24 protein-coding genes and 2 tRNA genes are annotated in these 20,973 nt (G+C 69.4%); 12 read left to right on the top strand and 14 right to left on the bottom strand.

All coding sequences use genetic code 11. The annotated features are described in order from the left end of the window. Position 1 precedes the first annotated feature (1 nt). Both BN1193_RS08010 and tdh read right to left on the bottom strand, forming a co-directional pair. Entirely contained in the window at positions 2-1,183 is a 1,182-nt protein-coding gene (locus BN1193_RS08010; protein ID WP_040165339.1) for a glycine C-acetyltransferase, read from the bottom strand. Position 1,184: 1 nt separating this feature from the next. Continuing rightward, positions 1,185-2,228, bottom strand: coding sequence for an L-threonine 3-dehydrogenase (gene tdh / locus BN1193_RS08005; protein ID WP_040165337.1), 1,044 nt, complete (start codon positions 2,226-2,228; stop codon positions 1,185-1,187). A gap of 171 nt (positions 2,229-2,399) precedes the next feature. On the opposite strand from tdh, the gene BN1193_RS08000 reads away from it, so the two are divergent. Next, positions 2,400-4,061, top strand: a complete 1,662-nt coding sequence (locus tag BN1193_RS08000) for an FAD-binding dehydrogenase (RefSeq protein WP_040165336.1) — start codon at positions 2,400-2,402, stop codon at positions 4,059-4,061. A 6-nt stretch (positions 4,062-4,067) separates the two neighbouring features. Here the strand turns inward: BN1193_RS08000 and BN1193_RS07995 are convergent, their stop codons facing one another. Then, positions 4,068-4,739 (bottom strand): hypothetical protein, encoded by a 672-nt coding sequence (locus BN1193_RS07995; protein WP_040165334.1) that lies wholly within the window; start codon positions 4,737-4,739, stop codon positions 4,068-4,070. A 47-nt stretch (positions 4,740-4,786) separates the two neighbouring features. Between BN1193_RS07995 and BN1193_RS07990 the strand changes: the two genes are divergently transcribed. Then, the gene (locus BN1193_RS07990; protein WP_052460553.1) at positions 4,787-5,686 is read left to right on the top strand and encodes an acyl-CoA thioesterase; all 900 of its coding nucleotides are present in this window, start codon (positions 4,787-4,789) and stop codon (positions 5,684-5,686) included. 130 nt (positions 5,687-5,816) lie between these two features. On the opposite strand, the gene BN1193_RS07985 is transcribed toward BN1193_RS07990, so the two are convergent. From BN1193_RS07985 to msrA, 5 genes are all read right to left on the bottom strand, one after another. Further along, complete coding sequence (locus tag BN1193_RS07985) at positions 5,817-6,302, bottom strand: acyl-CoA thioesterase (protein WP_040165332.1); 486 nt, start codon at positions 6,300-6,302, stop codon at positions 5,817-5,819. After that, positions 6,295-7,974: an energy-dependent translational throttle protein EttA gene (gene ettA, locus BN1193_RS07980; RefSeq protein WP_040165330.1), complete on the bottom strand. Its 1,680-nt coding sequence runs from the start codon at positions 7,972-7,974 to the stop codon at positions 6,295-6,297. The genes BN1193_RS07985 and ettA overlap by 8 nt, the downstream gene beginning before the upstream one ends. A 260-nt stretch (positions 7,975-8,234) precedes the next feature. Beyond that, entirely contained in the window at positions 8,235-8,501 is a 267-nt protein-coding gene (locus BN1193_RS18275) for a DUF6993 domain-containing protein (RefSeq protein WP_052460552.1), read from the bottom strand. Positions 8,502-8,956: 455 nt separating this feature from the next. After that, positions 8,957-9,451, bottom strand: a complete 495-nt coding sequence (locus BN1193_RS07965) for a single-stranded DNA-binding protein (protein WP_195907832.1) — start codon at positions 9,449-9,451, stop codon at positions 8,957-8,959. A 163-nt stretch (positions 9,452-9,614) separates the two neighbouring features. Further along, complete coding sequence (gene msrA / locus BN1193_RS07960) at positions 9,615-10,136, bottom strand: peptide-methionine (S)-S-oxide reductase MsrA (RefSeq protein WP_040165328.1); 522 nt, start codon at positions 10,134-10,136, stop codon at positions 9,615-9,617. Positions 10,137-10,258: 122 nt separating this feature from the next. On the opposite strand from msrA, the gene BN1193_RS07955 reads away from it, so the two are divergent. The 4 genes from BN1193_RS07955 to BN1193_RS07940 all read left to right on the top strand — a co-directional run bounded on the left by BN1193_RS07955 (position 10,259) and on the right by BN1193_RS07940 (position 11,393). Beyond that, positions 10,259-10,495 carry a hypothetical protein gene (locus tag BN1193_RS07955; RefSeq protein WP_040165327.1) on the top strand — a complete coding sequence of 79 codons (237 nt, stop codon included), beginning with the start codon at positions 10,259-10,261 and terminating at the stop codon, positions 10,493-10,495. A 36-nt stretch (positions 10,496-10,531) separates the two neighbouring features. Then, a tRNA-Arg gene (locus BN1193_RS07950) sits at positions 10,532-10,604 on the top strand. 49 nt (positions 10,605-10,653) lie between these two features. Further along, complete coding sequence (gene orn / locus BN1193_RS07945) at positions 10,654-11,280, top strand: oligoribonuclease (protein ID WP_040165325.1); 627 nt, start codon at positions 10,654-10,656, stop codon at positions 11,278-11,280. Positions 11,281-11,317: 37 nt separating this feature from the next. Beyond that, positions 11,318-11,393 (top strand) — tRNA-His (locus tag BN1193_RS07940). Positions 11,394-11,444: 51 nt separating this feature from the next. Here the strand turns inward: BN1193_RS07940 and BN1193_RS07935 are convergent. Continuing rightward, complete coding sequence (locus tag BN1193_RS07935; RefSeq protein WP_094770346.1) at positions 11,445-12,248, bottom strand: SDR family NAD(P)-dependent oxidoreductase; 804 nt, start codon at positions 12,246-12,248, stop codon at positions 11,445-11,447. A gap of 49 nt (positions 12,249-12,297) precedes the next feature. Between BN1193_RS07935 and BN1193_RS07930 the strand changes: the two genes are divergently transcribed. Further along, the gene (locus tag BN1193_RS07930) at positions 12,298-12,759 is read left to right on the top strand and encodes a MarR family winged helix-turn-helix transcriptional regulator (protein WP_195907831.1); all 462 of its coding nucleotides are present in this window, start codon (positions 12,298-12,300) and stop codon (positions 12,757-12,759) included. Positions 12,760-12,783: 24 nt separating this feature from the next. Here the strand turns inward: BN1193_RS07930 and BN1193_RS07925 are convergent, their stop codons facing one another. After that, entirely contained in the window at positions 12,784-14,223 is a 1,440-nt protein-coding gene (locus BN1193_RS07925; protein ID WP_230206448.1) for an MFS transporter, read from the bottom strand. Between the two features lie 117 nt (positions 14,224-14,340). Between BN1193_RS07925 and BN1193_RS07920 the strand changes: the two genes are divergently transcribed. Beyond that, positions 14,341-15,207 (top strand): helix-turn-helix transcriptional regulator, encoded by an 867-nt coding sequence (locus tag BN1193_RS07920; protein ID WP_052460548.1) that lies wholly within the window; start codon positions 14,341-14,343, stop codon positions 15,205-15,207. A gap of 15 nt (positions 15,208-15,222) precedes the next feature. On the opposite strand, the gene BN1193_RS07915 is transcribed toward BN1193_RS07920, so the two are convergent. The 3 genes from BN1193_RS07915 to BN1193_RS07905 all read right to left on the bottom strand — a co-directional run bounded on the left by BN1193_RS07915 (position 15,223) and on the right by BN1193_RS07905 (position 17,499). Further along, the gene (locus BN1193_RS07915) at positions 15,223-16,011 is read right to left on the bottom strand and encodes an SDR family NAD(P)-dependent oxidoreductase (RefSeq protein WP_040165318.1); all 789 of its coding nucleotides are present in this window, start codon (positions 16,009-16,011) and stop codon (positions 15,223-15,225) included. Between the two features lie 160 nt (positions 16,012-16,171). Beyond that, positions 16,172-16,633, bottom strand: coding sequence for an anthrone oxygenase family protein (locus tag BN1193_RS07910; protein ID WP_040165316.1), 462 nt, complete (start codon positions 16,631-16,633; stop codon positions 16,172-16,174). Next, on the bottom strand, positions 16,630-17,499 hold the full coding sequence (locus BN1193_RS07905; RefSeq protein WP_040165314.1) for an NmrA family NAD(P)-binding protein: 870 nt from the start codon (positions 17,497-17,499) through the stop codon (positions 16,630-16,632). The genes BN1193_RS07910 and BN1193_RS07905 overlap by 4 nt, the downstream gene beginning before the upstream one ends. A gap of 162 nt (positions 17,500-17,661) precedes the next feature. Between BN1193_RS07905 and BN1193_RS07900 the strand changes: the two genes are divergently transcribed. Then, entirely contained in the window at positions 17,662-18,603 is a 942-nt protein-coding gene (locus BN1193_RS07900; RefSeq protein ID WP_040165313.1) for an AraC family transcriptional regulator, read from the top strand. Positions 18,604-18,610: 7 nt separating this feature from the next. Here BN1193_RS07900 and BN1193_RS07895 read toward each other — a convergent pair whose 3' ends face one another. Beyond that, on the bottom strand, positions 18,611-19,480 hold the full coding sequence (locus BN1193_RS07895; protein ID WP_040165311.1) for an SDR family oxidoreductase: 870 nt from the start codon (positions 19,478-19,480) through the stop codon (positions 18,611-18,613). Between the two features lie 399 nt (positions 19,481-19,879). On the opposite strand from BN1193_RS07895, the gene BN1193_RS07890 reads away from it, so the two are divergent. From BN1193_RS07890 to BN1193_RS07880, 3 genes are read left to right on the top strand one after another with little or no spacing between them, the layout of a single operon-like run. Further along, complete coding sequence (locus BN1193_RS07890) at positions 19,880-20,161, top strand: metallopeptidase family protein (RefSeq protein WP_407662104.1); 282 nt, start codon at positions 19,880-19,882, stop codon at positions 20,159-20,161. Positions 20,162-20,166: 5 nt separating this feature from the next. Beyond that, the gene (gene clpS, locus BN1193_RS07885; protein WP_141396652.1) at positions 20,167-20,448 is read left to right on the top strand and encodes an ATP-dependent Clp protease adapter ClpS; all 282 of its coding nucleotides are present in this window, start codon (positions 20,167-20,169) and stop codon (positions 20,446-20,448) included. Then, the gene (locus tag BN1193_RS07880; RefSeq protein ID WP_040165308.1) at positions 20,448-20,918 is read left to right on the top strand and encodes a DUF2017 family protein; all 471 of its coding nucleotides are present in this window, start codon (positions 20,448-20,450) and stop codon (positions 20,916-20,918) included. Before clpS ends, BN1193_RS07880 begins: the two co-directional genes overlap by 1 nt. The last annotated feature ends 55 nt before the right edge of the window (positions 20,919-20,973 follow it).

The following is a 20,973-nucleotide window of genomic DNA, read 5'->3' as shown; positions in this document are numbered from 1 at the left end:
GTCAGGCGGTGACGGTGTCCCGGGCTGCGACGAACGCCGCGACGCAGCGCTCGATCTCGTCCGACTTGTGCGCGGCGGACAGCTGCACGCGGATGCGCGCCTGCTCGCGCGGCACCACCGGGAAGCTGAACGCGGTGACGTAGACCCCGCGGGTCTGCAGCTCCGCGGCGATGTTCGCCGTCAGCCGGGCATCGCCGAACATCACCGGGATGATGGGGTGTTCGCCCGGCAGCAGCTCGAATCCGGCGTCCGTCATCAGCCGCCGGAACAGTGCCGCGTTCTCCCGCAGACGTTCGCGCAGCTCGCCGGAGGCCGCCAGCAGCTCCAGCGCTTCGATGGTGCCCGCGACGATGGCCGGCGCGAGGGTGTTGGAGAACAGGTACGGACGGGCGCGCTGGCGCAGCAGATCAACGATCTCGCCGTGCGCGGCGACGTAGCCGCCGGATGCCCCACCGAGGGCCTTGCCGAACGTGCCCGTGGTGATGTCCACCCGGCCCTCGACGCCACACAGCTCGGGCGTGCCGCGGCCGTTCTCGCCGACGAAGCCGACCGCGTGCGAGTCATCGACGAACACCAGCGCGTCGTACTTCTCAGCCAGGTCGCAGATCTCCGCGAGCGGGGCGATGTAGCCGTCCATCGAGAACACGCCGTCGGTGACGATCACGCGGCGCCGCGCGCCGGCGGTCTCCACCAGCTTCGCCTCGAGGTCCGCCATGTCGCGGTTGTGATAACGGTGGCGCGCGGCCTTGGACAGGCGGATGCCGTCGATGATCGAGGCGTGGTTCAGCTCGTCGGAGATGATCGCGTCGTCCGCGCCGAACAGGGTCTCGAAGACCCCGCCGTTGGCGTCGAAGCACGACGAGAACAGGATCGCGTCCTCGTAGCCGAGGAAAGCGGACAGCCGCTGCTCGAGAGCCAGGTGCTGCTCCTGCGTGCCACAGATGAAGCGCACGCTGGCCAGGCCGTAGCCCCACTCGTCGAGCCCGCGGTGGGCCGCGGCCACGATGCGCGGGTCATCGGCGAGGCCGAGGTAGTTGTTCGCGCAGAAGTTCAGCACGTCGGCATCGCCGACGCGGACCTCCGACCCCTGCGGACCGGCGATGCCGCGCTCATGCTTGGTCAGTCCGGCCGCCTCGATCTCGTCGAGCTCCGCCTGGAACTGCTCCTTCACACCCGTGTACATCTCAGATCTCCGTCCAGTCGATGATGACCTTGCCCACGCCACCGGAGGCGGCCGCATCGAACGCCGCGCGCCACTCGCGCGCCGGGTAGCGGTCGGAGATGATCTCCCCGAGCCGGTCTCGCAGCGTGTCCGAGGACTGCAGCATCGCGCTCATGGAGTTCCACGTCTCGAACATCTCGCGGCCGTAGATCCCGCTCAGGGTGAGCATGTGCGTGACCACCTTGCCCCAGTCCACCGGGAACGGCGCCGCGGGCAGCCCCAGCATCGCGATGCGCCCGCCGTGGTTCATGTTCTCGATCATCTCCGGCAGCGCCGCCGGGGAGCCGGACATCTCAAAGCCGACGTCGAATCCCTCCCGCATGCCGAGCTCGCGCTGCACGTCCGCGACGCGGCCGGCCGAGACGTCCACGACGGCGTCCGCGCCCATCCGCCGCGCCATCTCGAGGCGTGGGGCGGAAACGTCCGTCGCCACGATGAAGCGCGCGCCGACGTGACGCGCCACCGCGATCGCCATCAGACCGATGGGTCCGCACCCGGTGACCAGCACGTCCTCGCCGACGACGCCGAACTTCAGCGCGGTGTGGACGGCGTTGCCGAACGGGTCGAAGATCGCCGCGACGTCCGGATCGATCGGGGTCTGATGCACCCACACGTTCCGGCCCGGGATGACGATGTACTCCGCGAACGCGCCGTCGCGCTGCACACCCACACCCTTCGTCCGGATGCACATCTGCGCCCGGCCGGCACGGCAGTTGCGGCACATGCCGCAGACGATGTGACCCTCGCCGGAGACCAGATCGCCGACGCTGACATCGTGCACGAGCGGGCCGACCTCGACGACCTCGCCGCTGAACTCGTGGCCCGGGATGATCGGGGTGGGCACATTGCCCGCCGCCCAGTCATCCCAGCGTTCGATGTGCAGGTCGGTGCCGCAGATTCCGGTGCGCAGCACGCGGATCTTGACATCCGCCGGCCCCACCTCCGGCTCCGGTCGATCGACGTACTCGAAGCCCGGTCCGGCCTCGCTCTTGAACAGCGCCTTCATCGCCGCGCATTCTCCCTGCCTCGTGAGCGGTCACCGCCCGCGGGGTCTGCGAAACGGCCGTCTCCCACCCTACGGCCGGTGCACCCTCTCGCGGCGATCGGGTGCGTCGTCGTGTCGCGTCGGCGCAGACCGGATAGCGTCATCGGAAAGCCCCACGACGAAGGAGTCGAGATGCCCCCCACCACCTCCCGGTCCACCGATGTCCTCGTGATCGGCTGGGGCCTGTCCGGACTCGTCGCCGCGCGCGAGGCGGTCCTGGCGGGCAAACAGGTGGTCATCGTCGACCAGGAGCCGCGGACCAACCTCGGCGGGCAGGCCTGGTGGTCCTTCGGCGGGCTCTTCCTCATCGACTCTCCGGAGCAGCGCCGCATGGGCATCACGGATGACCTCGACCTCGCTCGCCAGGACTGGTTCGGCAATGCGGGGTTCGATCGAGAGGAGGATCGCTGGCCGCGGGCGTGGGCGGAGGCCTACCTGCAGTGGGCGGCGGAGGGCAAGCGCGCCTGGTTGCGCGAACTGGGTGTCGGCTTCTTCCCGGTCGTCGGATGGGCCGAGCGCGGCGGGTACGGCGCGATCGGGCCGGGCAACTCCGTTCCGCGATTCCACATCACGTGGGGCACCGGACCGGGCATCGTCGCTCCCTTCCAAGCCGCCGTGGAAGCCGCGGAGGAGGCCGGGACGCTCACCGTTCTGCCGCGGCACCGCGTCACGGAGCTCATCGTCACGGATGGGGCCGTGACCGGAGCGCGCGGGGATGTGCTGATCGAGTCCGGCGCGGAACGCGGCGAGGCCTCGAATCGCGATGTCGCCGGCCAGTGGCAGGTAGAGGCGGGTGCCGTCATCGTCGCGTCCGGTGGGATCGGGGGCAACCACGACCTCGTGCGGGCGAACTGGCCGTCTCGCCTTGGCACCGCCCCGACGAGCATGCTCACCGGCGTGCCGGCGTACGTCGACGGTTCGATGCTCGGTGTGAGCGCGTCCGCCGGCGCACGGCTGATCAACGAGGACCGCATGTGGCACTACGTCGAGGGCATCCGCAACTGGGATCCGGTCTGGCCCGGGCACGGCATCCGCATCCTGCCCGGTCCGTCCTCGCTGTGGCTCGATGCCACCGGGCATCGTCTGCCGGTCCCCCTCTTCCCCGGTTTCGACACCCTCGGTACCCTCGCCCATCTGCGGGCGACCGGGCACGATCACTCGTGGTTCATCCTGACGCGGAAGATCATCGAGAAGGAGTTCGCCCTGTCCGGGAGCGAGCAGAATCCGGATCTGACCGGCAAGGACGTGTCGCTGCTCCTGAAGTCCCGCCTCGCGAAGGGCCCGACGGAGCCGGTGCAGGCGTTCCTGGATCAGGGCGAGGACTTCGTCCACGCCGACACGCTCAACGTTCTGCTGGACGAGATGCAGGCGCTTCCCGGTGGGGAGCTCCTGGATCGCGAGAACGTCATCCGCGAGGTCGAAGCCCGGGACCGAGAGATCACCAATGACTTCACCAAGGACGCGCAGATCGCGATGCTCCGATCCGCGCGCGCCTATCGTGGCGACAAGCTCATCCGCACGGCCGCACCCCACCGCCTGCAGGATCCGGCGGCCGGCCCCCTGATCGCCGTCAAACTGCACGTGCTGACCCGGAAGTCCCTCGGCGGCATCGAGACGGACCTGGACGGTCGGGCGCTGTCCGCGTCCGGCGAGCCGATTCCCGGGCTGTTCGCGTGCGGTGAGGCGAGCGGGTTCGGCGGAGGCGGCGTGCACGGCTACCGGGCGCTGGAGGGCACGTTCCTCGGCGGGTGCCTGTTCAGCGGACGGCAGGCCGGACGCGGCGCGAGCCGCTGAGCCGCGTCAGACGGCGCCGGTGGCACGCACCGGTGTGAGTCCGACGCGCGCCGGGCCGCGGCTGAGGACATGGCCGCGCCGCAGTGAGAAACGCATCCACCGCTCGGCCCGGAACACCGCGACCGTTTCGTCCCCGCGGAGGAATCCGAACGCGTCGGCGGTGAAGGCGACGCCACGCGGTGCGTCCAGGACCCGCTCGTCCAGCGGACCCCAGACGCGCGCGCGCACCGCACGAACGATGTCCTCCCCCGCGTCCGTGGGTACGGTGTCGGCGACGGCTGCGATGCCGTCCGCGGCGATCAGCTGCAGGACGGATGCGGGGATCTCGCCGAGGGCCTCCCATCCGCTCTGCGGCGGTGCGACGCCGGTCCAGGCCGGGGACACCGCGGTGTCGGGCAGGGTGACCGCTCCGGGGGTCAGCGCGTCCGCAGTGAGTCCGTCCGGCACGACCGCGAAGTCGCAGACGAGTTCCGGGTCCGCACCCACCACGCGCATCGCCAGGACCGTCGGGGTCGCATCGAGCAGCCCGTTCGGCGAGAGGGTGGCCGCCGTCACCCGCAGTACCCCGTGTTCGGCCTGCAGACGGACCGCGTCGGCACCCGCCCGAGCGGCACGTCCGGCGAAGGTCAGCACGTCGCGCGCGGTGTCGGTGTCGGTGAGCAGAAGCGAGGCGGGCATCCTCCTAGACTAGCCAGCGGGCCGACCGCCGGTCCGCTGGAGGTGCCATGAGTCAGTCGTCCGACATGGACAAGGTGGACGCGATGGTCGACGTCCTCGATCTGGATGCCACCGAGGCGCGCACGACCGAGGACATCTTCACCGGACGGTCACTTCCGATGCCCACCGGGCGAATCTTCGGCGGACAGGTGCTCGCGCAGTCCGTGGTGGCCGCGTCCCGCACGGTCGAGGAGGGACGCGTGGTGCACTCGATGCACGGCTACTTCCTGCGTCCCGGCGATGCGAACCGCGGACTCACGTTGTCCGTGGATCGCATCCACGACGGGCGATCCTTCTCCACCCGCCGCGCCCAGGCCTATCAGGGCGGCCAGCCGATCTTCTCGATGATCGCGTCGTTCCAGGACGCCGGACCAGGTCTGGACCATCAGGAGACCATGCCGGCGGGCATCCCCGCGCCGGAGACGCTCCCGGACGCGTTCGAGGCCGTCCGGAATCTGCCCGATGCGGCGGCACGCGCCGAGTTCTTCACGCAGCACCCGATCGAGACGCGGTACCCGTACGGCTCCGTGCACCTCCACCCCGCCGAGAGCACCGACGCCCACAATGTCGTGTGGATGCGGATTCGGCGTCCGTTGCCGGATGACCCGTGGTTGCACCGAGCGACCCTGGCGTTCATGAGCGACATGACCATTCAGGACGCCGTCCTGCGGGCGCACGGCGTTTCCTGGCTCTCGCCGGGGTTGCGGGTGGCCAGCCTCGATCACGCCATGTGGTGGCACCGGGACGCCCGCGTCGATGACTGGCTGCTCTACGTCCAGGACTCCCCCAGCGCCCGCGGTGGGCGGGGTCTGTCGACCGCGCGCATGTTCACCCGCGACGGCGTGCTGGTGGCGACCGTGGCCCAGGAGATCATGATCCGCGTCCCCGACCCCACCGACTTCGCCTGACTCACTTCCTCCGCGAGACACCCAGGCACGTCCGAGAAACCCCGCAATGCGCGGAGTCTCGGCCGTGCCCGGGTGTCTCGCGGGCACGCGAAGCCCTCCGGAACGCGGTTCCGGAGGGCTTCGCGTCGTCTCAGCGGCGGTGCGTGTAGGCGACCGGCTCGCCGAGGTACGGCGACCAGGCGGCGCGCTGCTCGTCGGTCAGTCGCACCGGGCGGCCGGTGACGGCGTCGGCCATCACGATGACCGAGGTCGCGCGAGCGTACAGCACGGGCTCGCCCGGCTCCTCGACGGGGCTCCACACCTCGTAGCAGATGTCCATGCTCGAGCCGCCGAGCTTGGCGAACCACAACTGCACATCGAGCGGATTGCGCCGGTACGGCACCGGCGCGAGGTACTCGATCTCCTGCCGAGCGACCAGCGTCAGCACGCCGACGTCGAGGCTGGCGGCGAGGACCGCCGTGTCCGGCGCCTCCTCCCCGGGGCCCGGAAGCCAGAACGCGCGAACACGAACCTCTTCCAGGAGCTTCAGCATCGAGGTGTTGTTGACGTGGTTGAACGCGTCGAGGTCCCCCCACCGCAGGTGGATGGGAACGTGCAGGCGACGGGTGTCAGTCACGGGTCAGCTTGCGGTGCGTGGTGCGGTGCGGGCGGGCCGCCTCGGGGCCCATGCGCACGATCTTGTTCTCCTCATAGGCTTCGAAGTTGCCCTCGAACCAGTGCCACTGGTCCGGGTTCTCCTCGGTGCCTTCGTAGGCCAGGATGTGCGTTGCGATGCGGTCCAGGAACCACCGGTCGTGGGTGATGACCACAGCGCAACCGGGGAACTCCAGAAGAGCGTTCTCCAGGCTGGACAGGGTCTCGACGTCCAGGTCGTTGGTCGGCTCGTCGAGCAGCAGAAGGTTGCCGCCCTCCTTGAGCGTCAGCGCCAGGTTCAGCCGGTTGCGCTCACCACCGGAGAGCACACCGGCCTTCTTCTGCTGGTCCGGACCCTTGAAGCCGAACTTCGACACGTACGCACGCGACGGGATCTCGGTCTTGCCGACCGTGATGATGTCCAGGCCGTCGGAGACGACCTCCCACAGTGTCTTGTTCGGGTCGATGTTCGCGCGGCTCTGGTCGACGTAGCTGATCTTGACCGTCTCACCGATCTTCAGATCGCCACCGTCGAGCGGCTCGAGGCCGACGATCGTCTTGAACAGCGTGGTCTTACCGACACCGTTCGGACCGATGACACCGACGATGCCGTTCGGCGGCAGGCTGAAGCTCAGGCCGTCGATGAGCGAGCGGCCGTCGAAGCCCTTCTGCAGCTTCTTCGCCTCGATGACGATCGAGCCCAGGCGCGGACCGGCGGGGATCTGGATCTCCTCGAAGTCCAGCTTCCGCGTGCGCTCGGCCTCGGCGGCCATCTCCTCGTAGCGGGCCAGGCGCGCCTTCGACTTGGTCTGGCGGCCCTTCGCGCTGGAGCGGACCCAGTCGAGTTCGTCCTTCAGGCGCTTGGCGAGCTTGGCGTCCTTCTTGCCCTGGATGTCCAGGCGCTCCTGCTTCTTCTCGAGGTAGGTCGAGTAGTTGCCCTCATACGGATACAGCCGGCCGCGGTCGACCTCGGCGATCCACTCGGCGACGTGGTCCAGGAAGTACCGGTCGTGGGTGATCGCGATGACGGCACCCTTGTAGGACTGCAGGTGCTGCTCCAGCCACTGCACGCTCTCCGCGTCCAGGTGGTTGGTGGGCTCGTCGAGCAGAAGGAGGTCGGGCTTCTGCAGCAGCAGCTTGGCCAGCGCCACGCGGCGCTTCTCACCACCGGACAGCGGGGCGATCGCGGCGTCCGCCGGCGGGGTGCGCAGGGCGTCCATCGCCTGCTCGAGCTGGGAGTCCAGGTCCCAGCCGTCGGCCGCGTCGATGTCCTCCTGCAGCGTGCCCATCTCGGCCAGCAGAGCATCGAAATCGGCATCCGGCTCGGCCATCAGCGCGGAGATCTCGTTGAAGCGGTCCAGCTTGGCCTTGACCGGCAGACCGTCCTGGATGTTCTCCAGCACCGTCTTGGACTCGTCGAGCTCGGGCTCCTGCATCAGGATGCCGACAGAGAAGCCGGGCGTGAGTGTGGCGTCTCCGTTGGACGGTGCGTCCAGTCCCGCCATGATCTTCAGGATCGTCGACTTACCGGCGCCGTTCGGGCCGACCATGCCGATCTTCGCGCCCGGCAGGAAGGCCATCGTCACGTCGTCGAGGATGAGCTTGTCGCCCACCTTCTTGCGTGCTCGCACCATCTGGTAGATGTATTCAGCCATGCGGCTCCCACGTCCTTGAATGTGTCGTCTTCGCGCCCACGGGTCAGCGCGGATGATGTCGGGCTCCGGCCGCGCGCGGCGAGCACCTCCCGTGATGTCCCCACCAGCCTACCGGGCCTGCGGGCGCCGAAGCGGGGTGGCGGGCGTGCACGGGCAGCGTCCGTGGCGCCCGCACGCATCGGGTCGACGGCGTCGCGGTCGATCGGCCGCGCCGGGACGAGAGGGCGAAACGCTCGCGGGGCCCGGAGACCGTCAGCAGGTCACTGGACGGGGACGGTCTTGCCCAGGAGGCAGACCCCGTCGCCGAGGGGCGCCGCCACCTCCGTGACCGGGTTTCCGGTCGCCTGGCCGACCTGGCCGACCAGGCACTTGCCCTTCACGAGCACGGAGAACAGCATCGTCTCGGCTTCGTTCCCGACCGTGGTGGTGTCGCTGGTGAGCTGCATCGCGGACGTGTCCGTGAACCCCGCGGCGATCAGGGCATCGATGTACGCCCGTCCACGCATCTTGTCGGCGCTCCCCCACACGGCGTTGACCGTCTGAGTGAAGATCGGCAGGTTGTCCTCGGCGGAGCCATCGGGGACGAAGGCGACCGGTTCCTTCTTCGCGGTCGGCGTCTCCGGAACGGTGGCGTCCGGCGTGGACTCCGAGTGGACCGGAGAGGCCGTGAGGGAAGTGGCGGGGTCCGGCGGCGGCGGGCAACCCGCCCGCAGCGCCCGAGCGGAAAACGGGGGGGGCAGGGCGGCGGGGGGGCGTGGGTGCGGGGCGCGGGGGCACCCCCCCCCCCCGGGGGGAGGGGGGGGGCGGTGGGGGAGGGGGGGGGTCCGGGCGTCGCCGTGCACCCGGCCAGCGGCGCGGACGCGAAAGGGGGGGGGGTCGGTGCGGCGGGGTGGGGGGGCGGCGGGCGGCGGGCCCCCCCGCCACTCTAGACGGGACGATCCCCCGTTCCCTGGACGGCCGGTGCCCGTTCGGCCTCATGAGCTCAGAACGGCGCAGCGACATCCTCCACATCGAGGAGGTCTTCCATGGCCGCGAAGGCCACCGGCGTGTCATTCGGCACGCTGCCCTCAGACTCCGGATCCGCCGCGCTGAAGCCGGAGTCCGGGTCGACCGGGCCGCCGCGCCGAACGCGCCGGAAGGTGGTCGTACCCCACTTGAGATCCGGGCCCAGTGCGTCCGCGGCGATGCTGACCGATGTCCCCTGCTTGTCGCCGTTCGCCCACGGTTGCAGCCGCAACCGTCCGCTCACGACGACCCGATCGCCGACGCGCACGGACGCGTACGTGTTCTCGCCGAGCGCTCGGTAGGCGAAGACGGTGAACCAATTCGGATCACCGTCCTCCCACTCTCCGGTGAGCGTGTTGCGGCGACGCGATTCGGCGGCCAGTCGGAAGGACGTGTAGGCGTCCCCCTTCGAGCTGACGCCCTGCTTCGGTTCCGACGCGACGTTGCCGACCGCTGTGATGTTCTCCGTCATCTCCATCCCTCCTCCGCAGACCCTCTGCGGCCCGATCCGGCGTCGCCGTGCCCGTGCGACGCCGGATCCAGATGATCGTGACGCGATCACGGTCCGAGCGGGACAGCGTGGACGCCGCCGGCAACAGGAGGGGCGATGCCCGCACTGGGGAGGAACGGGAGCCTCAGCGCAGGTACTTCGAGAACGCGGCGCGAACCTTGTTGACCTTCGGCACGGCGACGGCCAGGCAATAGCCCTGCGTCGGGTTCTTGGCGAAGAAGTCCTGGTGGTAATCCTCGGCGGGGTAGAGCTTGCCGAGAGGCTCGATCGTGGTGACGACTCCTCCACCCCACGTGTCGTTCGCGCGATCTCGGGCCGCCTCGAACAGCTCCCGCTGGCCGTCGTCGGCGGGGAACATCGCCGACCGGTACTGCGTGCCGATGTCGTTCCCCTGTCGATTGAGCTGACGGGGGTCGTGCATGGTGAAGAACGCGTCCAGGATGACCTCACGCGGGATGACGTCGGGATCGAAGGTGACCGCCACCGCCTCCGCGTGTCCCGTGCGACCCGTGCAGACCGCTTCGTAGCTGGGGTTCTCGACCACTCCACCGGTGTAGGCGGACACCACTTCGGACACACCGTTCAACGCGCGGTACGCCGCGTCCAGGCACCAGAAGCACCCTCCGGCCAGCACGTACGTCTCCATGAGTCCTCCTTCGCCGCGGTCGGTCCGCATGCACAGCAACGCTACGCTCGTCGCCTCTGTTCCCGCGATGTCCGTCCCCCCGCGTAGCGTCACCGACGAAGACACGCCCGAAGGAGGCGCAGATGATCACCACGGCACCGGCCACGCAGACCCGCCCGGAACGGCTGATCCCCGTGAACGCGACGACGTTCCGCGTCCTGGCGACGACCGGCCGCGTCCTCGGGCACATCGCCGTGCACGCCGGCGAGGAGGGCTCCCGCTACCATGCTCGCCGCTACCACGTCCCGACAGGGACCTTCGTGGAACAGGGCGCATTCTGGAGCATGGCCGAGGCCGTCCAGTGCCTCCGATGGCTCTGACCGGCCGCCGAGGTCGAGCCGTTACGCTTGGGGTGACCCCCATTAGCTCAGTGGATAGAGCAGCGGCCTTCTAATCCGCCGGTCAGGTGTTCGAATCACCTATGGGGGACGAGGACGGAGCACCGTCAAGGGTCGGCACCCGTCGGTAGACTGGGGCCATGGTTTCCTCTGTGGACAGCGACCGCCTGGTCTGGATCGACTGCGAGATGACCGGCCTCGACCTCGGCGTCGATGAGCTCGTCGAGATCGCGATCGTCATCACCGATTTCGAGTTGAACATCCTCGACCCCGGCTTCCAGGTCGTCATCAAGCCGGACGATTCGGCTCTGACGAACATGAATGCGTTCGTCACGAACATGCACCGTACCTCGGGTCTCCTCGCGGAGATCCCGAACGGCGTTCCCCTCGGCGAGGCGGAAGCGATGTCGCTCGAGTACATCCAGCGCTTCGTGCCGCTCGAGGGCAAGGCTCCGCTGGCCGGCAGCACGATCGGCACGGACCGGATGTTCCTGGCGAAGTACATGCCGCGCGTCGACCACTTCCTGCACTACCGCAACGTGGATGTGTCCTCCATCAAGGAACTCTCGCGCCGCTGGTACCCGCGTGCGTACTTCCAGGCACCCGAGAAGGACGGTGGACACCGCGCACTCGCGGACATCCTGGAGTCGATCCGCGAGCTCGACTACTACCGCCGCGCGGTGTTCGTTCCGGACCCGGGTCCGACCAGCGAGGAGGCGCGCGAGGCGTCCCAGGCGGCCGTGTCATCGTTCGCTCAGAACATGTGACACAATAGACAGGTTGCCCCGCTGAGCGGGAAACATGGTGGCTATAGCTCAGTTGGTAGAGCACCGCGTTGTGGTCGCGGGGGTCGCGGGTTCAAGTCCCGTTAGCCACCCCAAGGAAGGCCCGAGCATCCGCTCGGGCCTTCGTCTTCCGCCCGGAAGGCCGGTCACGCGAGCTGGTCCTCGGTCCACTCCCACGCGCGGTCAACGGCTGCCTGATCCCGCGCGTTCGCCGCCTTCTTCGCAGGCCCCTTCGCGGCCCGATACGAGCCGTCCCGGAAGTCGGCGGCGTCAAGTCGATCCGCGATCAATCGTGCCGGAACCGCAGGGCTGACCTGCAGCGGGCGAGTGAGTGTGAGCAGGAGCCGAAACGCGCCGCGGGCATTGCGGCCCAAGCCGGTTCGCACGAACCCGGGGTCGATCACCTCCATCGGTGCCCGGTGCGGGTGCTCGATCCGACCCGCAGCGAACAGCAGATTCAGCAGTTTGGTCGCCTCATATCGGCGCATCCCAGACGCCGGCGAACCGGACTCGAAGACCGCCGGATCGAACGGTCCGGCCGCGGAGTGCTGAGAAGAGGACAACAGCACGATTCGTCCGACGTTCACGGTCTGATCCAAGAGCCTGGCCAGCAGCACGGGCGCGAGATGGTTGACCGCCAGCGTGGTGTCCACGCCATCGGTGACCGCGCGGATCGGGTTGACGACGGCCGCGCACATCACGAGCCCGTCGAGTCGCTGGTGGTCGGCGGCGACGGCTTGAGACAGAGCGACGACCTGATCGCGGTGGGCGAGGTCAGCGACGTACGAGGACAGCCGGCCAGTGACGCCGTTCGCTTTGGCCGTCTCGACGGCACGCGCAACGGTTTCCTCCGAACGCCCGATCGCGACCACGTCTCGACCACGGTGGCCGAGGGCGATCACGCTCGCCAGTCCGATACCGCTCGTCGCGCCGGTCACCATAATAGTCATGAACGATGAGTATCATGATCCATGACTGTCTTCAAGTATCATGTGGGACATGCCGACCGACGTCCCTTTCCAGACCTCAACAGGATTCCTGATCTCACAGCTCGGTGTCCTCGCGACGCGGTCCTGGATGGACGTTCTCGCACAGCGTGATCTGACCCCCCATCACCACGCGATCCTGCTGACCCTGCTCGCGGCGGGCCCGATGGGTGCCACAGCCCTTGCCGACGCGACCCTGGTCGACCCGCGCAACATGGGCCCGGTCCTCACTCCGCTCGAGCGCCGCGGCCTCATTTCGCGCTCCGACGACCCGACGGACAGACGCCGCCGGACCGTCGAACTCACCGACAGCGGGGTTGCGGCGGCGAAGGAACTCGCGGTTGCCGCCGGTTCCATCGAAGAGGACCTTCTGGCCCCTCTCGACACAACCCAGCGCGATGCGCTCCGCCGTCACCTTCTCCTGCTCTGGCAGCACGCGCGATCAACTCCGGACGAGGTGGAGCCGCGCGCATGATCGCCTGAACACCGGACGCCGTCGTCACGGCATCGGGCGGTCGGAACGTTTCAGGAGGAGCGCGACGAGGAGGCCGGCCACGAGGGTGAGAGCGGTGTTGACACCGATCGCGAGCCGGATTCCGGGCAGCAGAGTCGTCGCCGTCACACTGACGGCGATCGCCGACATCAGCGGGGTGCCCAGCGCGATGCCGACCTGCTGGCTCATGGTCACCAGACCGGTCGCGAGCCCCTGCTGGCGCTGCGGGACACCGGAGGTGGAAGCGACGGCGTAGCCGACGATCGCGACCAGGTTCGCGACACCACCGATGAAGGTCAGGATCAGCAGCGGCGCCAGCCAGAGGCGACTGTCCGAGACGAACGCGAGCGGCACCGTCGCGGCAGCCTGGACGACGAAGCCGATCACGATCGCCGTGCGCGCGTTCGTCCTGCCGATGATCTTCGGCGCGAGAAGTCCTCCGAGAACCGTGCCTACGCCGAGAACGCCGAGAACCAACCCCGCGGTCAGCGCCGTGTAGCCGAGGACCTCCTGCAGGTAAAGCGTCAGCAGGAACACCAGGGACGTCTCCGTCGCGAAGGCCAGGAGCCCGGCGAGGTTGCCCCACGCGATGTTCCGACGTCTCAGCAGGGCCGGCGCGATCAGCGGTTCGGTGGTGCGGGACTCGATCGCCAGGAAGATCGCGAACAGGATGACGGCGGCCGCGAGCGGGCCCCACGTGCGCGGATGCGCCCACCCGCTGTGCCCGGCGGTGTCGATTCCGAACACGAGCGCCACCAGGGCGAGCGTCACGAGGACCGCACCGGGCAGGTCGAGGCGCGGACGGGATCCCCTGGCCGGCTCACGAAGCACCAACGGAGCGATCGTCAGCACGAGGAGTGCGACGACGACGTTGATGAAGAACGCCCAGCGCCAGGAGACGGTGCCGGTCAGCACACCGCCGAGGACGGCACCGGCAGTGAAGCCCGCGGCCATCAGTGCGCCGTTGAGTCCGAGTGCCCGCGAGCGGGCGGGCCCCTCCGGGAACATCGTGGTCATGAGCGAGAGCGCGGCCGGCGTGACCATCGCGGTGGCGATGCCCTGGCCGACGCGGGCCGTCAGCAGCACGGCCGGGTCGCCGGCCAGTCCGCCGACCAACGACGACACACCCAGCAGCACGATGCCGATCAGGAACAGACGCTTGCGTCCGAACAGGTCGGCGACCCGCCCGAAGAACAGGGTGAACCCGGCCGCACACAGGGCGAAGGCGGTGACGATCCACTGCAGCGAGCCGGTGGCGAACCCGAGCTCATGGCCGATGTGCGGGAGCGCGACGTTCAGAATCGAGAAGTCCACCGCCAGGGTGAAGTTCGCCGTCAGCAGCACGGCCATCGCGATCCATTCCGTCCGCGTGAACCGCTCGCCGCTGGACGGCGGCGGGTTCATCCCCGTCGCGGATGATGGATTCGGGCTGCTGATTCTGCTCATGCTCCCCAGATTCGATCCGCTCCGGACCGGGAGCCAGATCCCCCGTGAAGGTGGGCTGGCGGAGCCTGGCACTCACAGGGTCAGGCACCGTCCCGCCGGGTCGACGACAATGGTGGTGTGCCAGTACCGAACCTCGTGGACGCCGATCGGCCCGTGACCGAGTTGGGTGAGTTCCTGCGTTCCCGACGGGATCGGATCACTCCGGACCAGGCCGGCGTCACCTCCTACGGACGCCGCCGCGTGAGCGGGCTGCGGCGCGAGGAGCTCGCGCAGCTGGCGGGTGTCTCCGTGACCTACCTCACCCGACTGGAACAGGGGCAATCCCAGAACGCGTCCGACGCGATCATCGATGCCCTCGCCGGTGCCCTGCAACTGGACGCGGATGAGCGCGCGCACCTGTACGCGCTCGCGCACCCAGCACCCCCGGTCCGCACGCGCGCGTCCCAACCCGAGATCGCCAAACCGGGTGCGGAGCAGCTGTTGCACGCGATGGGCGAGGTCCCGGCCGTGCTGCTCGGTCGCTTCAACGACATCCTCGCCTGGAACCGCTCCGGACATCTGCTGCTGGCTGGACACCTGGATTTTGACGCACCGTCCCGTCCGCAGGAGCGTCCGAACCAGTTGAAGCTGCTGTTCCGGGACGAGCACACCCGCGACCTCTACGCGGATTGGGATGAGGAGGCCGCCCGAGCCGTCGCCTCACTCCGGTACGTCGCGGCGCAGTTCGCCGATGACCTGCGCCTGGCCGAGCTCGTCGGCGAGCTGTCGATGAACAGCCCGGAGTTCGCGCGACTGTGGGCCGGACACGATGTGCGCCTCTGCACCAGTGGCGTGAAGCGGTTCCGCCACCCCCAGGTGGGCGAGCTGTCACTCGGGTTCGAGGTCCTCCATCTGCCGGAAGGCAACGGACAGCGGATCCTCACGCACACCGCGGAGCCGGGCAGCTCCTCAGCGGCCGCGCTGCGTCTGCTGGCCTCGTCCTGACGCGATGCCACGGCCTCAGAGCTGACGCAGCGCCCCACCGTCAACGGCCCACTCTGCCCCGGTCACTTGACTCGAGCGGGGTGAGACCAGGTACGCGATCACCCCGGCGACATCCTCGGGCCGTCCGATCCGGCCACTGGGCAGGCGGCGCTCCTCGCGGATGAACCGGTCGACGGCGGCGTCCGCGTCGCTGCCGAACCGCGCCGACAACTGGTCCGCGAAGCCCCCGGGCGCGTCGAAGAGGGCCGTCCGGGTCGGACCGGGTGAGACGACGTTTGAGCGGATGCCCACCGGTCCGTATGCGCTCGCGAGCGACTTCGACAGCGACAGCAGCGCCGCCTTGGACGCCGCGTACGCGGCCATCGATGGATCCGGCATCCGTCCGGCTTCGCTCCCCAGATGCACAATGCTGCCGCCGGCCTCATTCGCCCGCATCGCGGGGATCACCGCCCGGACCAAGCGCGCCGGCGCGTACACGTTGAGCTCGAACGTCGCTCGCCACAGGTCGTCCTCGATCGAGGTGAACTCGTCCCTCGTGTCGAACAGCGCGGCGTTGTTCACCAGGGCGTCGATGCGTCCGTACCACTCCAGCGTCTGTGCGATCATGGGGGCTGCGACGGCGGGGTTGGCGAGGTCCGCTCTGAGGAAATCGACGCCGTCGGGTAGGGCGCCCGCCTCTGGACGACGACGAGCGACCGCCACCACCCGAGCCCCTTCGGCGGCCAGCTCGCGGACGGTGGCCAGGCCGATGCCGCTGGTGCCTCCCGTCACGATGACGACACGGTCGGTCAGCTCGAGCTGCATGGGATGTCTCGCTTCATTCGGTCCGGCCGCGGCGGCGGTTGCGGCGCGGCGATGGTTCCACGGTGCGCGGCGAAGCCCCGAACAGCCAGGCCCCTGCGGTGCCCAGCATCGACAGGGACAGGCTTCGAGCGCCGCCACGCGCCTCACTCACGGAACGTGATCATCGCACCGCCGCTGCCGTCAGGAGCAGAAGCGCGAGGACACTCGCGATCGTCCGCACGACGTTCGCGCGGTTCCACGGGCGTTCATACCTGGCGCGGACCAGCCCCGCCGGCTGGGCTCCCGCACGATCCAGATCCCGATTGCGGGGAACGTTGCCCAGCGCGGTGACGGCGAAGGAGACGAGAGCCGCGATCGCCCCGGCGAGCGTCAGGGGTTCTCCGCCCGCCAGGACCGTGGCCACCACCGCCGACACCGGGGCCGCCGCGAACACCATGAGGAACGCCGGTCGCAGAATCACGCGATTGACGGACCGGACTGTCCCGACGAACACCTCGTCGTCGACGCGTCGCAAACCCGGGCTGATCGCCACCGCGAACGTGAAGAACATGCCCGCAAGGAGGCCGTTGGCGACGATCGCGACGAACAGGGTGGCCACTCCTCCGCCGGCGACCGCGCTCATGAGGTCAGATCCGCGACCAGCCGCCGAATCGTGTGCAGCGCTGGCGTCTGCGCCTGAATGACCCGGTCGCCCCGCGGCGCGAGCAATCCGGCGTCATCCGCGCGGTACAGCTCCGCAACACTCTCTGCGGCGTGGGCGGAGAGCCCCGTCGCGGTGAGCACCTCCGCCCAGGCCGGTTCCGGAATCACCTCGGGCATCAGCTCGCAGCCGAGCGCGGTGCCGAGGTCCGCCGCCAGGTCGAGCTCGGACACCTCCGGGCCGTGCACATCCACGGCCTCCGACCGCGACGCGGGCGTCAACAGCGCCTGCGCCGCGGCGTCACCGATGTCGGCGGTCGCGACCATCGGCCGCGGCCGATCCGGGAACCGGCTGAAGATCGGGTACCGGCCGCTCGCCCGCGCGTAGGTGATCACGTCGGTGACCTTCTCCTGGAAGTGTCCAGGCCGGAGCGCGGTCAGCCGTGTCCCGGTCGCACGCAGCGCCGTCTCCACCTCGTGCAGTCCCCGGATCGGGCCGGTGCCGCTGGCTCGATCCGCCCCTCCGGAGGAAAGCATGGCCACCGCGGGAATCGCCTCGTCCGAGACCGCGCCGGCGACCGCGGCGGTCACCGACCGGGCATGCGCATCGAGGTCGGACGATCGCAGATCGAACGGCAGCAGGACGAAGAATCCCGCGCTCCCCCGCACAGCGGCCCGCAGCTGATCGTGATCGGAGAGGTTCGCTTGCCGGACCTCCGCGCCCCGTTCCTGCCACGGCGCGGCGTCCTCGGGTCGACGGACCAGGACGCGGACCTCCGCCCCCTCCTGGAGAAGGCGCCTGGCCACCGCCGACCCGACGCGTCCGGTTGCTCCTGCGATGACGAACATGAGGTTTCCTCCTGGGGATGATCGGCGCCGGTGTTGATCACCGTCTGTCACGCCGACGCTACGGACGCGAGACCGGATGTTCCATGCCCATTCATCTCGAGTTCTTGCTCGTTCGTCCGCGCTGATCGGACGTCGGAGCGAACGGTCTGCCAGAATCACCCCATGACCTCCACCCCGGACCGGCTCGAGCACGCCCTGCACACCGTGCGGATGCGGAGCGTGTTCTGCTCCCGCGCCGAGCTCGGTGCGCCGTGGGCACTAGAGATGCCCGTGCTGCCGGACGCGATCAGTTTCCACACCGTGGTCACCGGACACTGCTGGGTCCGGCTCTCCGATGGCGAATTGATCGAGGTCCGTGCCGGTGATCTCGTCCTGGTGCCGCACGGCCGCGGTCATGAGCTGCGCAGCCATCCCGAGATCGAGGAAGGTCCACGCGTCGACCTGCTCCCGCAGGAGTACCTCACCCCGCAGTACTCGCTCGTGCGGCACGGCGGAACGGGTGCGCGGACCCAGCTCCTCTGCGGCATCGTCTCATTCGATGAGCCGGCCGCCCGGGAGCTGCTGCGGGCCCTCCCGACAACCCTGCTCGTCCGGGGCGAAGACCAGTCGCTGGCTTCCGGAGTGCGCGACATCCTGAGACTCCTCGCCGGCGAACTGACGCGCCCCCAGGTCGGCGGCGATGCGGTCGCGACGCGGCTGGCCGACCTTCTGGTGATCGAGGCGATCCGGCAGTGGCTCTCCGAGGACGACGCTGCCGGCACGGGGTGGCTCGGCGCGATGCGCGACCCCCGGATCGGCGCCGCGCTCGACGCCGTCCACGACGACCCCGGACGCGAGTGGACGCTGGAGCTGCTCGCTCGCTCCGCGAGCCTGTCGCGCTCCGCCTTCAGCGCCCGTTTCACCGAGGTGGTCGGGGTCGCACCGATGGCCTACGTCACTCGCTGGCGGATGACGCTGGCCCACAGTCGACTGACGACCGAACGGACCACCGTGTCCGCGCTCGCCGGCGAACTGGGCTACCGCTCGGAGGCCGCTTTCACCCGGGCGTTCACCCGCGTGATCGGGCGGACGCCCGGCGCCACCCGGCGCAGCGCCTCGGAGTGAACCACCGTCAGCGTCCGGCGGCCGGCGTCGTCGCGGGCAGGAACGCAGACCGGTGCTCGGCCGCCCACTCGGCGAGCGTGCGTCCGGGCTTGCCGGTCAGATCCCGCACACCTGAGCGCACACGGTCAGGTTCGGTCACCGTGTCGCGCCAGTAGTCCAGCAGCATCGCGATCACCGGCTCGGGGACATACGCCGCGGCCTCCGTGCGGAACTCCTCCGGAGTGATCTCCTCCGCCGTGATCTCCGCGCCGATCGCGGCGCCGATCGCGGCGATCTGCTCCCGTCGGGTGAGCGATTCCGGCCCGCTCAACGCGATCGCCTGGCGGGTCCAGTCGTCGCTCAGGAGAGCTGCCGCGGCCGCATCCGCGACGTCGGCGGCGTGGATGGGAGCCTGCGCCGACGCGAGGTACGGTGCCCGCACCGGGGCGCCATGCGCGATCGACGGCGCCCAGGACAGCAGGTTGTCGGCGAAGGTGCCCGGTCGCAGCACGGTCCAGTTGTCACTGCGAGCGGTGACGGCCTTCTCGACAGCGGCGTGATGGACCTGACTCGCCGAACCGCGATCCCGCGGGAACTCCTCCGCCGCCGCGAGCGAGGACATCACGACGAATCGATCGACCCCGACAGCGACGGCGCCCGCGACCAGGTGGTCGACGGTGGCGGCGGGGAAGACGAACACGCGATCGACGCCATCGAAGATCGACGGCGCGAGTCCGGCGGGGGCGGCGAGATCTCCCGCGACGACCTCGACGGCTTCCGGGAGCGCGGCTGACGCGGGGTCACGACTGAGCGCTCGCACGCTCTCCCCCGCATCGACGAGCGCTGAGACGAGATGGCGCCCGACGGTGCCCGTCGCGCCGGTGATGAGAATGGACATGATCGGCTCCTGTTCCGGGCTGGTTCCTCCGGCCCGGAATCAGGGTGTCCCGCCCCACCGACACCACGGCCCCGAAAAGGCCTGCGGACCGAGGCGCCGACCCGAGATCTGTGTGAATCGCCTGCGATCGCAGTCCGCGGTCCGCCCGGCGTCGGTAGCCGGGCCGCCGGCTGTCCGCGTCAATCGGCGACGTCGACGCCGCTCACCGTCGCGCGACCGGCCCCGCCCCCGGTCGGATCGTTAGACTGGCGGTGCACAGACGCCGAGTGGATGGATGAGCAGCAGGTGAGTGAGATCAGCGAGGTGCCGGCGGAGGACACCGCGGCGGCACCGCTGGAGGTCGACCCGGAGGCGTTCGAGGCGCTGGTGATCGACGAACTGGACCAGCTTCCGGACGACATGGTCGACGGCCTCGACAACGTGATCTTCGTCGTCGAGGACCGACCCGAGGACGGCTCCCTCGATCTTCTCGGTCTCTACGACGGGCTCGCCCTGACCGAACGTGGTCACTACGGCATGGGCGACCTGCCCGACCGCATCATCGTCTACCGCGAGCCGCACCTGCATGCCTGCGAGAGCATGGACGAACTGCGCGACGAAGTCCACACCACCCTCGTGCACGAGATCGCGCACTTCTACGGCATCGACGACGACCGCCTTCACGAACTGGGGTGGGCATGATGGCGATGGCCACTCCCGATCTCGACGTCGACCTGAACGCGGCCGTCTCACCCGACGTGCCGTGGCAGACGGTGGTCTGGGACGACCCGGTGAACCTCATGTCGTACGTCGTCCGCGTCTTCCGCACCTACTTCGGGTACTCCCGGGAGCGGGCGACCGAGCTCATGCTGCAGGTCCACCAGGGCGGACGAGCCGTCGTCGCTGAGGGGCCGCGGGAGCAGATGGAGCTGCACGCCGGCGCCATGCACGACTACGGCCTGCAGGCGACCGTGCGGAAGGCCGGCTGATGCCCGACGAATTCCGCCTCACGCTGAGCCGGATGGAGGTCGGCGGTCTCGCCGACCTCGTCGAGCAGTTCACCGATCTGCTCCGTTCCGGCGCGGACGATGACCCCGCCGTCCAGCGCCTCACTCCGAACGCCTATCCGGACGACGACCAGGCCGGCCGGGAGTTCCATCGCCTGACCGCCGCCGATCTGATCGCGCGCCGCGTCGCCGATGCCGGCGTCGTGGCGGACGGACTGGCGACCGCCGGCATCGCGGGCGAACCCGAGGACTTGGTCCACATCGCGCTGGACGCGGCGGCGATCGACAGCTGGATGCGGACGCTGTCGGCACTGCGGTTGATCATCTCGTCCCGCCTCGGCGTCGAGGACGACGGCGAGCACGATCCGGACGACGCCCGCTTCGGCGTGTACGACTGGCTCGGCTACCGGCTGGATGGCCTGGTCGAGGCGACCGACGATCTGCTCCCCTGAGTCATCGCTCTCACGTTCCCGCACTCTCACACGCCCCGATCTGCCACTTTCGAGA

The organism is Microbacterium gorillae, from assembly GCF_000826185.2.
In the GTDB taxonomy this organism is placed as follows: domain Bacteria; phylum Actinomycetota; class Actinomycetes; order Actinomycetales; family Microbacteriaceae; genus Microbacterium; species Microbacterium gorillae.
Note: the sequence above shows the minus strand (reverse complement) of the source record. Positions and strands in the feature narration are given on the sequence as shown.

Coding starts and splice junctions, on each gene's coding strand:
- BN1193_RS08010 (WP_040165339.1), bottom strand. CDS start 1,183: ATGTACACGGGTGTGAAGGAGCAGTTCCAGGCGGAGCTCGACGAGATC.
- tdh (WP_040165337.1), bottom strand. CDS start 2,228: ATGAAGGCGCTGTTCAAGAGCGAGGCCGGACCGGGCTTCGAGTACGTC.
- BN1193_RS08000 (WP_040165336.1), top strand. CDS start 2,400: ATGCCCCCCACCACCTCCCGGTCCACCGATGTCCTCGTGATCGGCTGG.
- BN1193_RS07995 (WP_040165334.1), bottom strand. CDS start 4,739: ATGCCCGCCTCGCTTCTGCTCACCGACACCGACACCGCGCGCGACGTG.
- BN1193_RS07990 (WP_052460553.1), top strand. CDS start 4,787: ATGAGTCAGTCGTCCGACATGGACAAGGTGGACGCGATGGTCGACGTC.
- ettA (WP_040165330.1), bottom strand. CDS start 7,974: ATGGCTGAATACATCTACCAGATGGTGCGAGCACGCAAGAAGGTGGGC.
- BN1193_RS07965 (WP_195907832.1), bottom strand. CDS start 9,451: ATGACGGAGAACATCACAGCGGTCGGCAACGTCGCGTCGGAACCGAAG.
- msrA (WP_040165328.1), bottom strand. CDS start 10,136: ATGGAGACGTACGTGCTGGCCGGAGGGTGCTTCTGGTGCCTGGACGCG.
- BN1193_RS07955 (WP_040165327.1), top strand. CDS start 10,259: ATGATCACCACGGCACCGGCCACGCAGACCCGCCCGGAACGGCTGATC.
- orn (WP_040165325.1), top strand. CDS start 10,654: ATGGTTTCCTCTGTGGACAGCGACCGCCTGGTCTGGATCGACTGCGAG.
- BN1193_RS07935 (WP_094770346.1), bottom strand. CDS start 12,248: ATGACTATTATGGTGACCGGCGCGACGAGCGGTATCGGACTGGCGAGC.
- BN1193_RS07930 (WP_195907831.1), top strand. CDS start 12,298: ATGCCGACCGACGTCCCTTTCCAGACCTCAACAGGATTCCTGATCTCA.
- BN1193_RS07925 (WP_230206448.1), bottom strand. CDS start 14,223: ATGAGCAGAATCAGCAGCCCGAATCCATCATCCGCGACGGGGATGAAC.
- BN1193_RS07915 (WP_040165318.1), bottom strand. CDS start 16,011: ATGCAGCTCGAGCTGACCGACCGTGTCGTCATCGTGACGGGAGGCACC.
- BN1193_RS07910 (WP_040165316.1), bottom strand. CDS start 16,633: ATGAGCGCGGTCGCCGGCGGAGGAGTGGCCACCCTGTTCGTCGCGATC.
- BN1193_RS07905 (WP_040165314.1), bottom strand. CDS start 17,499: ATGTTCGTCATCGCAGGAGCAACCGGACGCGTCGGGTCGGCGGTGGCC.
- BN1193_RS07900 (WP_040165313.1), top strand. CDS start 17,662: ATGACCTCCACCCCGGACCGGCTCGAGCACGCCCTGCACACCGTGCGG.
- BN1193_RS07895 (WP_040165311.1), bottom strand. CDS start 19,480: ATGTCCATTCTCATCACCGGCGCGACGGGCACCGTCGGGCGCCATCTC.
- BN1193_RS07890 (WP_407662104.1), top strand. CDS start 19,880: ATGGTCGACGGCCTCGACAACGTGATCTTCGTCGTCGAGGACCGACCC.
- clpS (WP_141396652.1), top strand. CDS start 20,167: ATGGCCACTCCCGATCTCGACGTCGACCTGAACGCGGCCGTCTCACCC.
- BN1193_RS07880 (WP_040165308.1), top strand. CDS start 20,448: ATGCCCGACGAATTCCGCCTCACGCTGAGCCGGATGGAGGTCGGCGGT.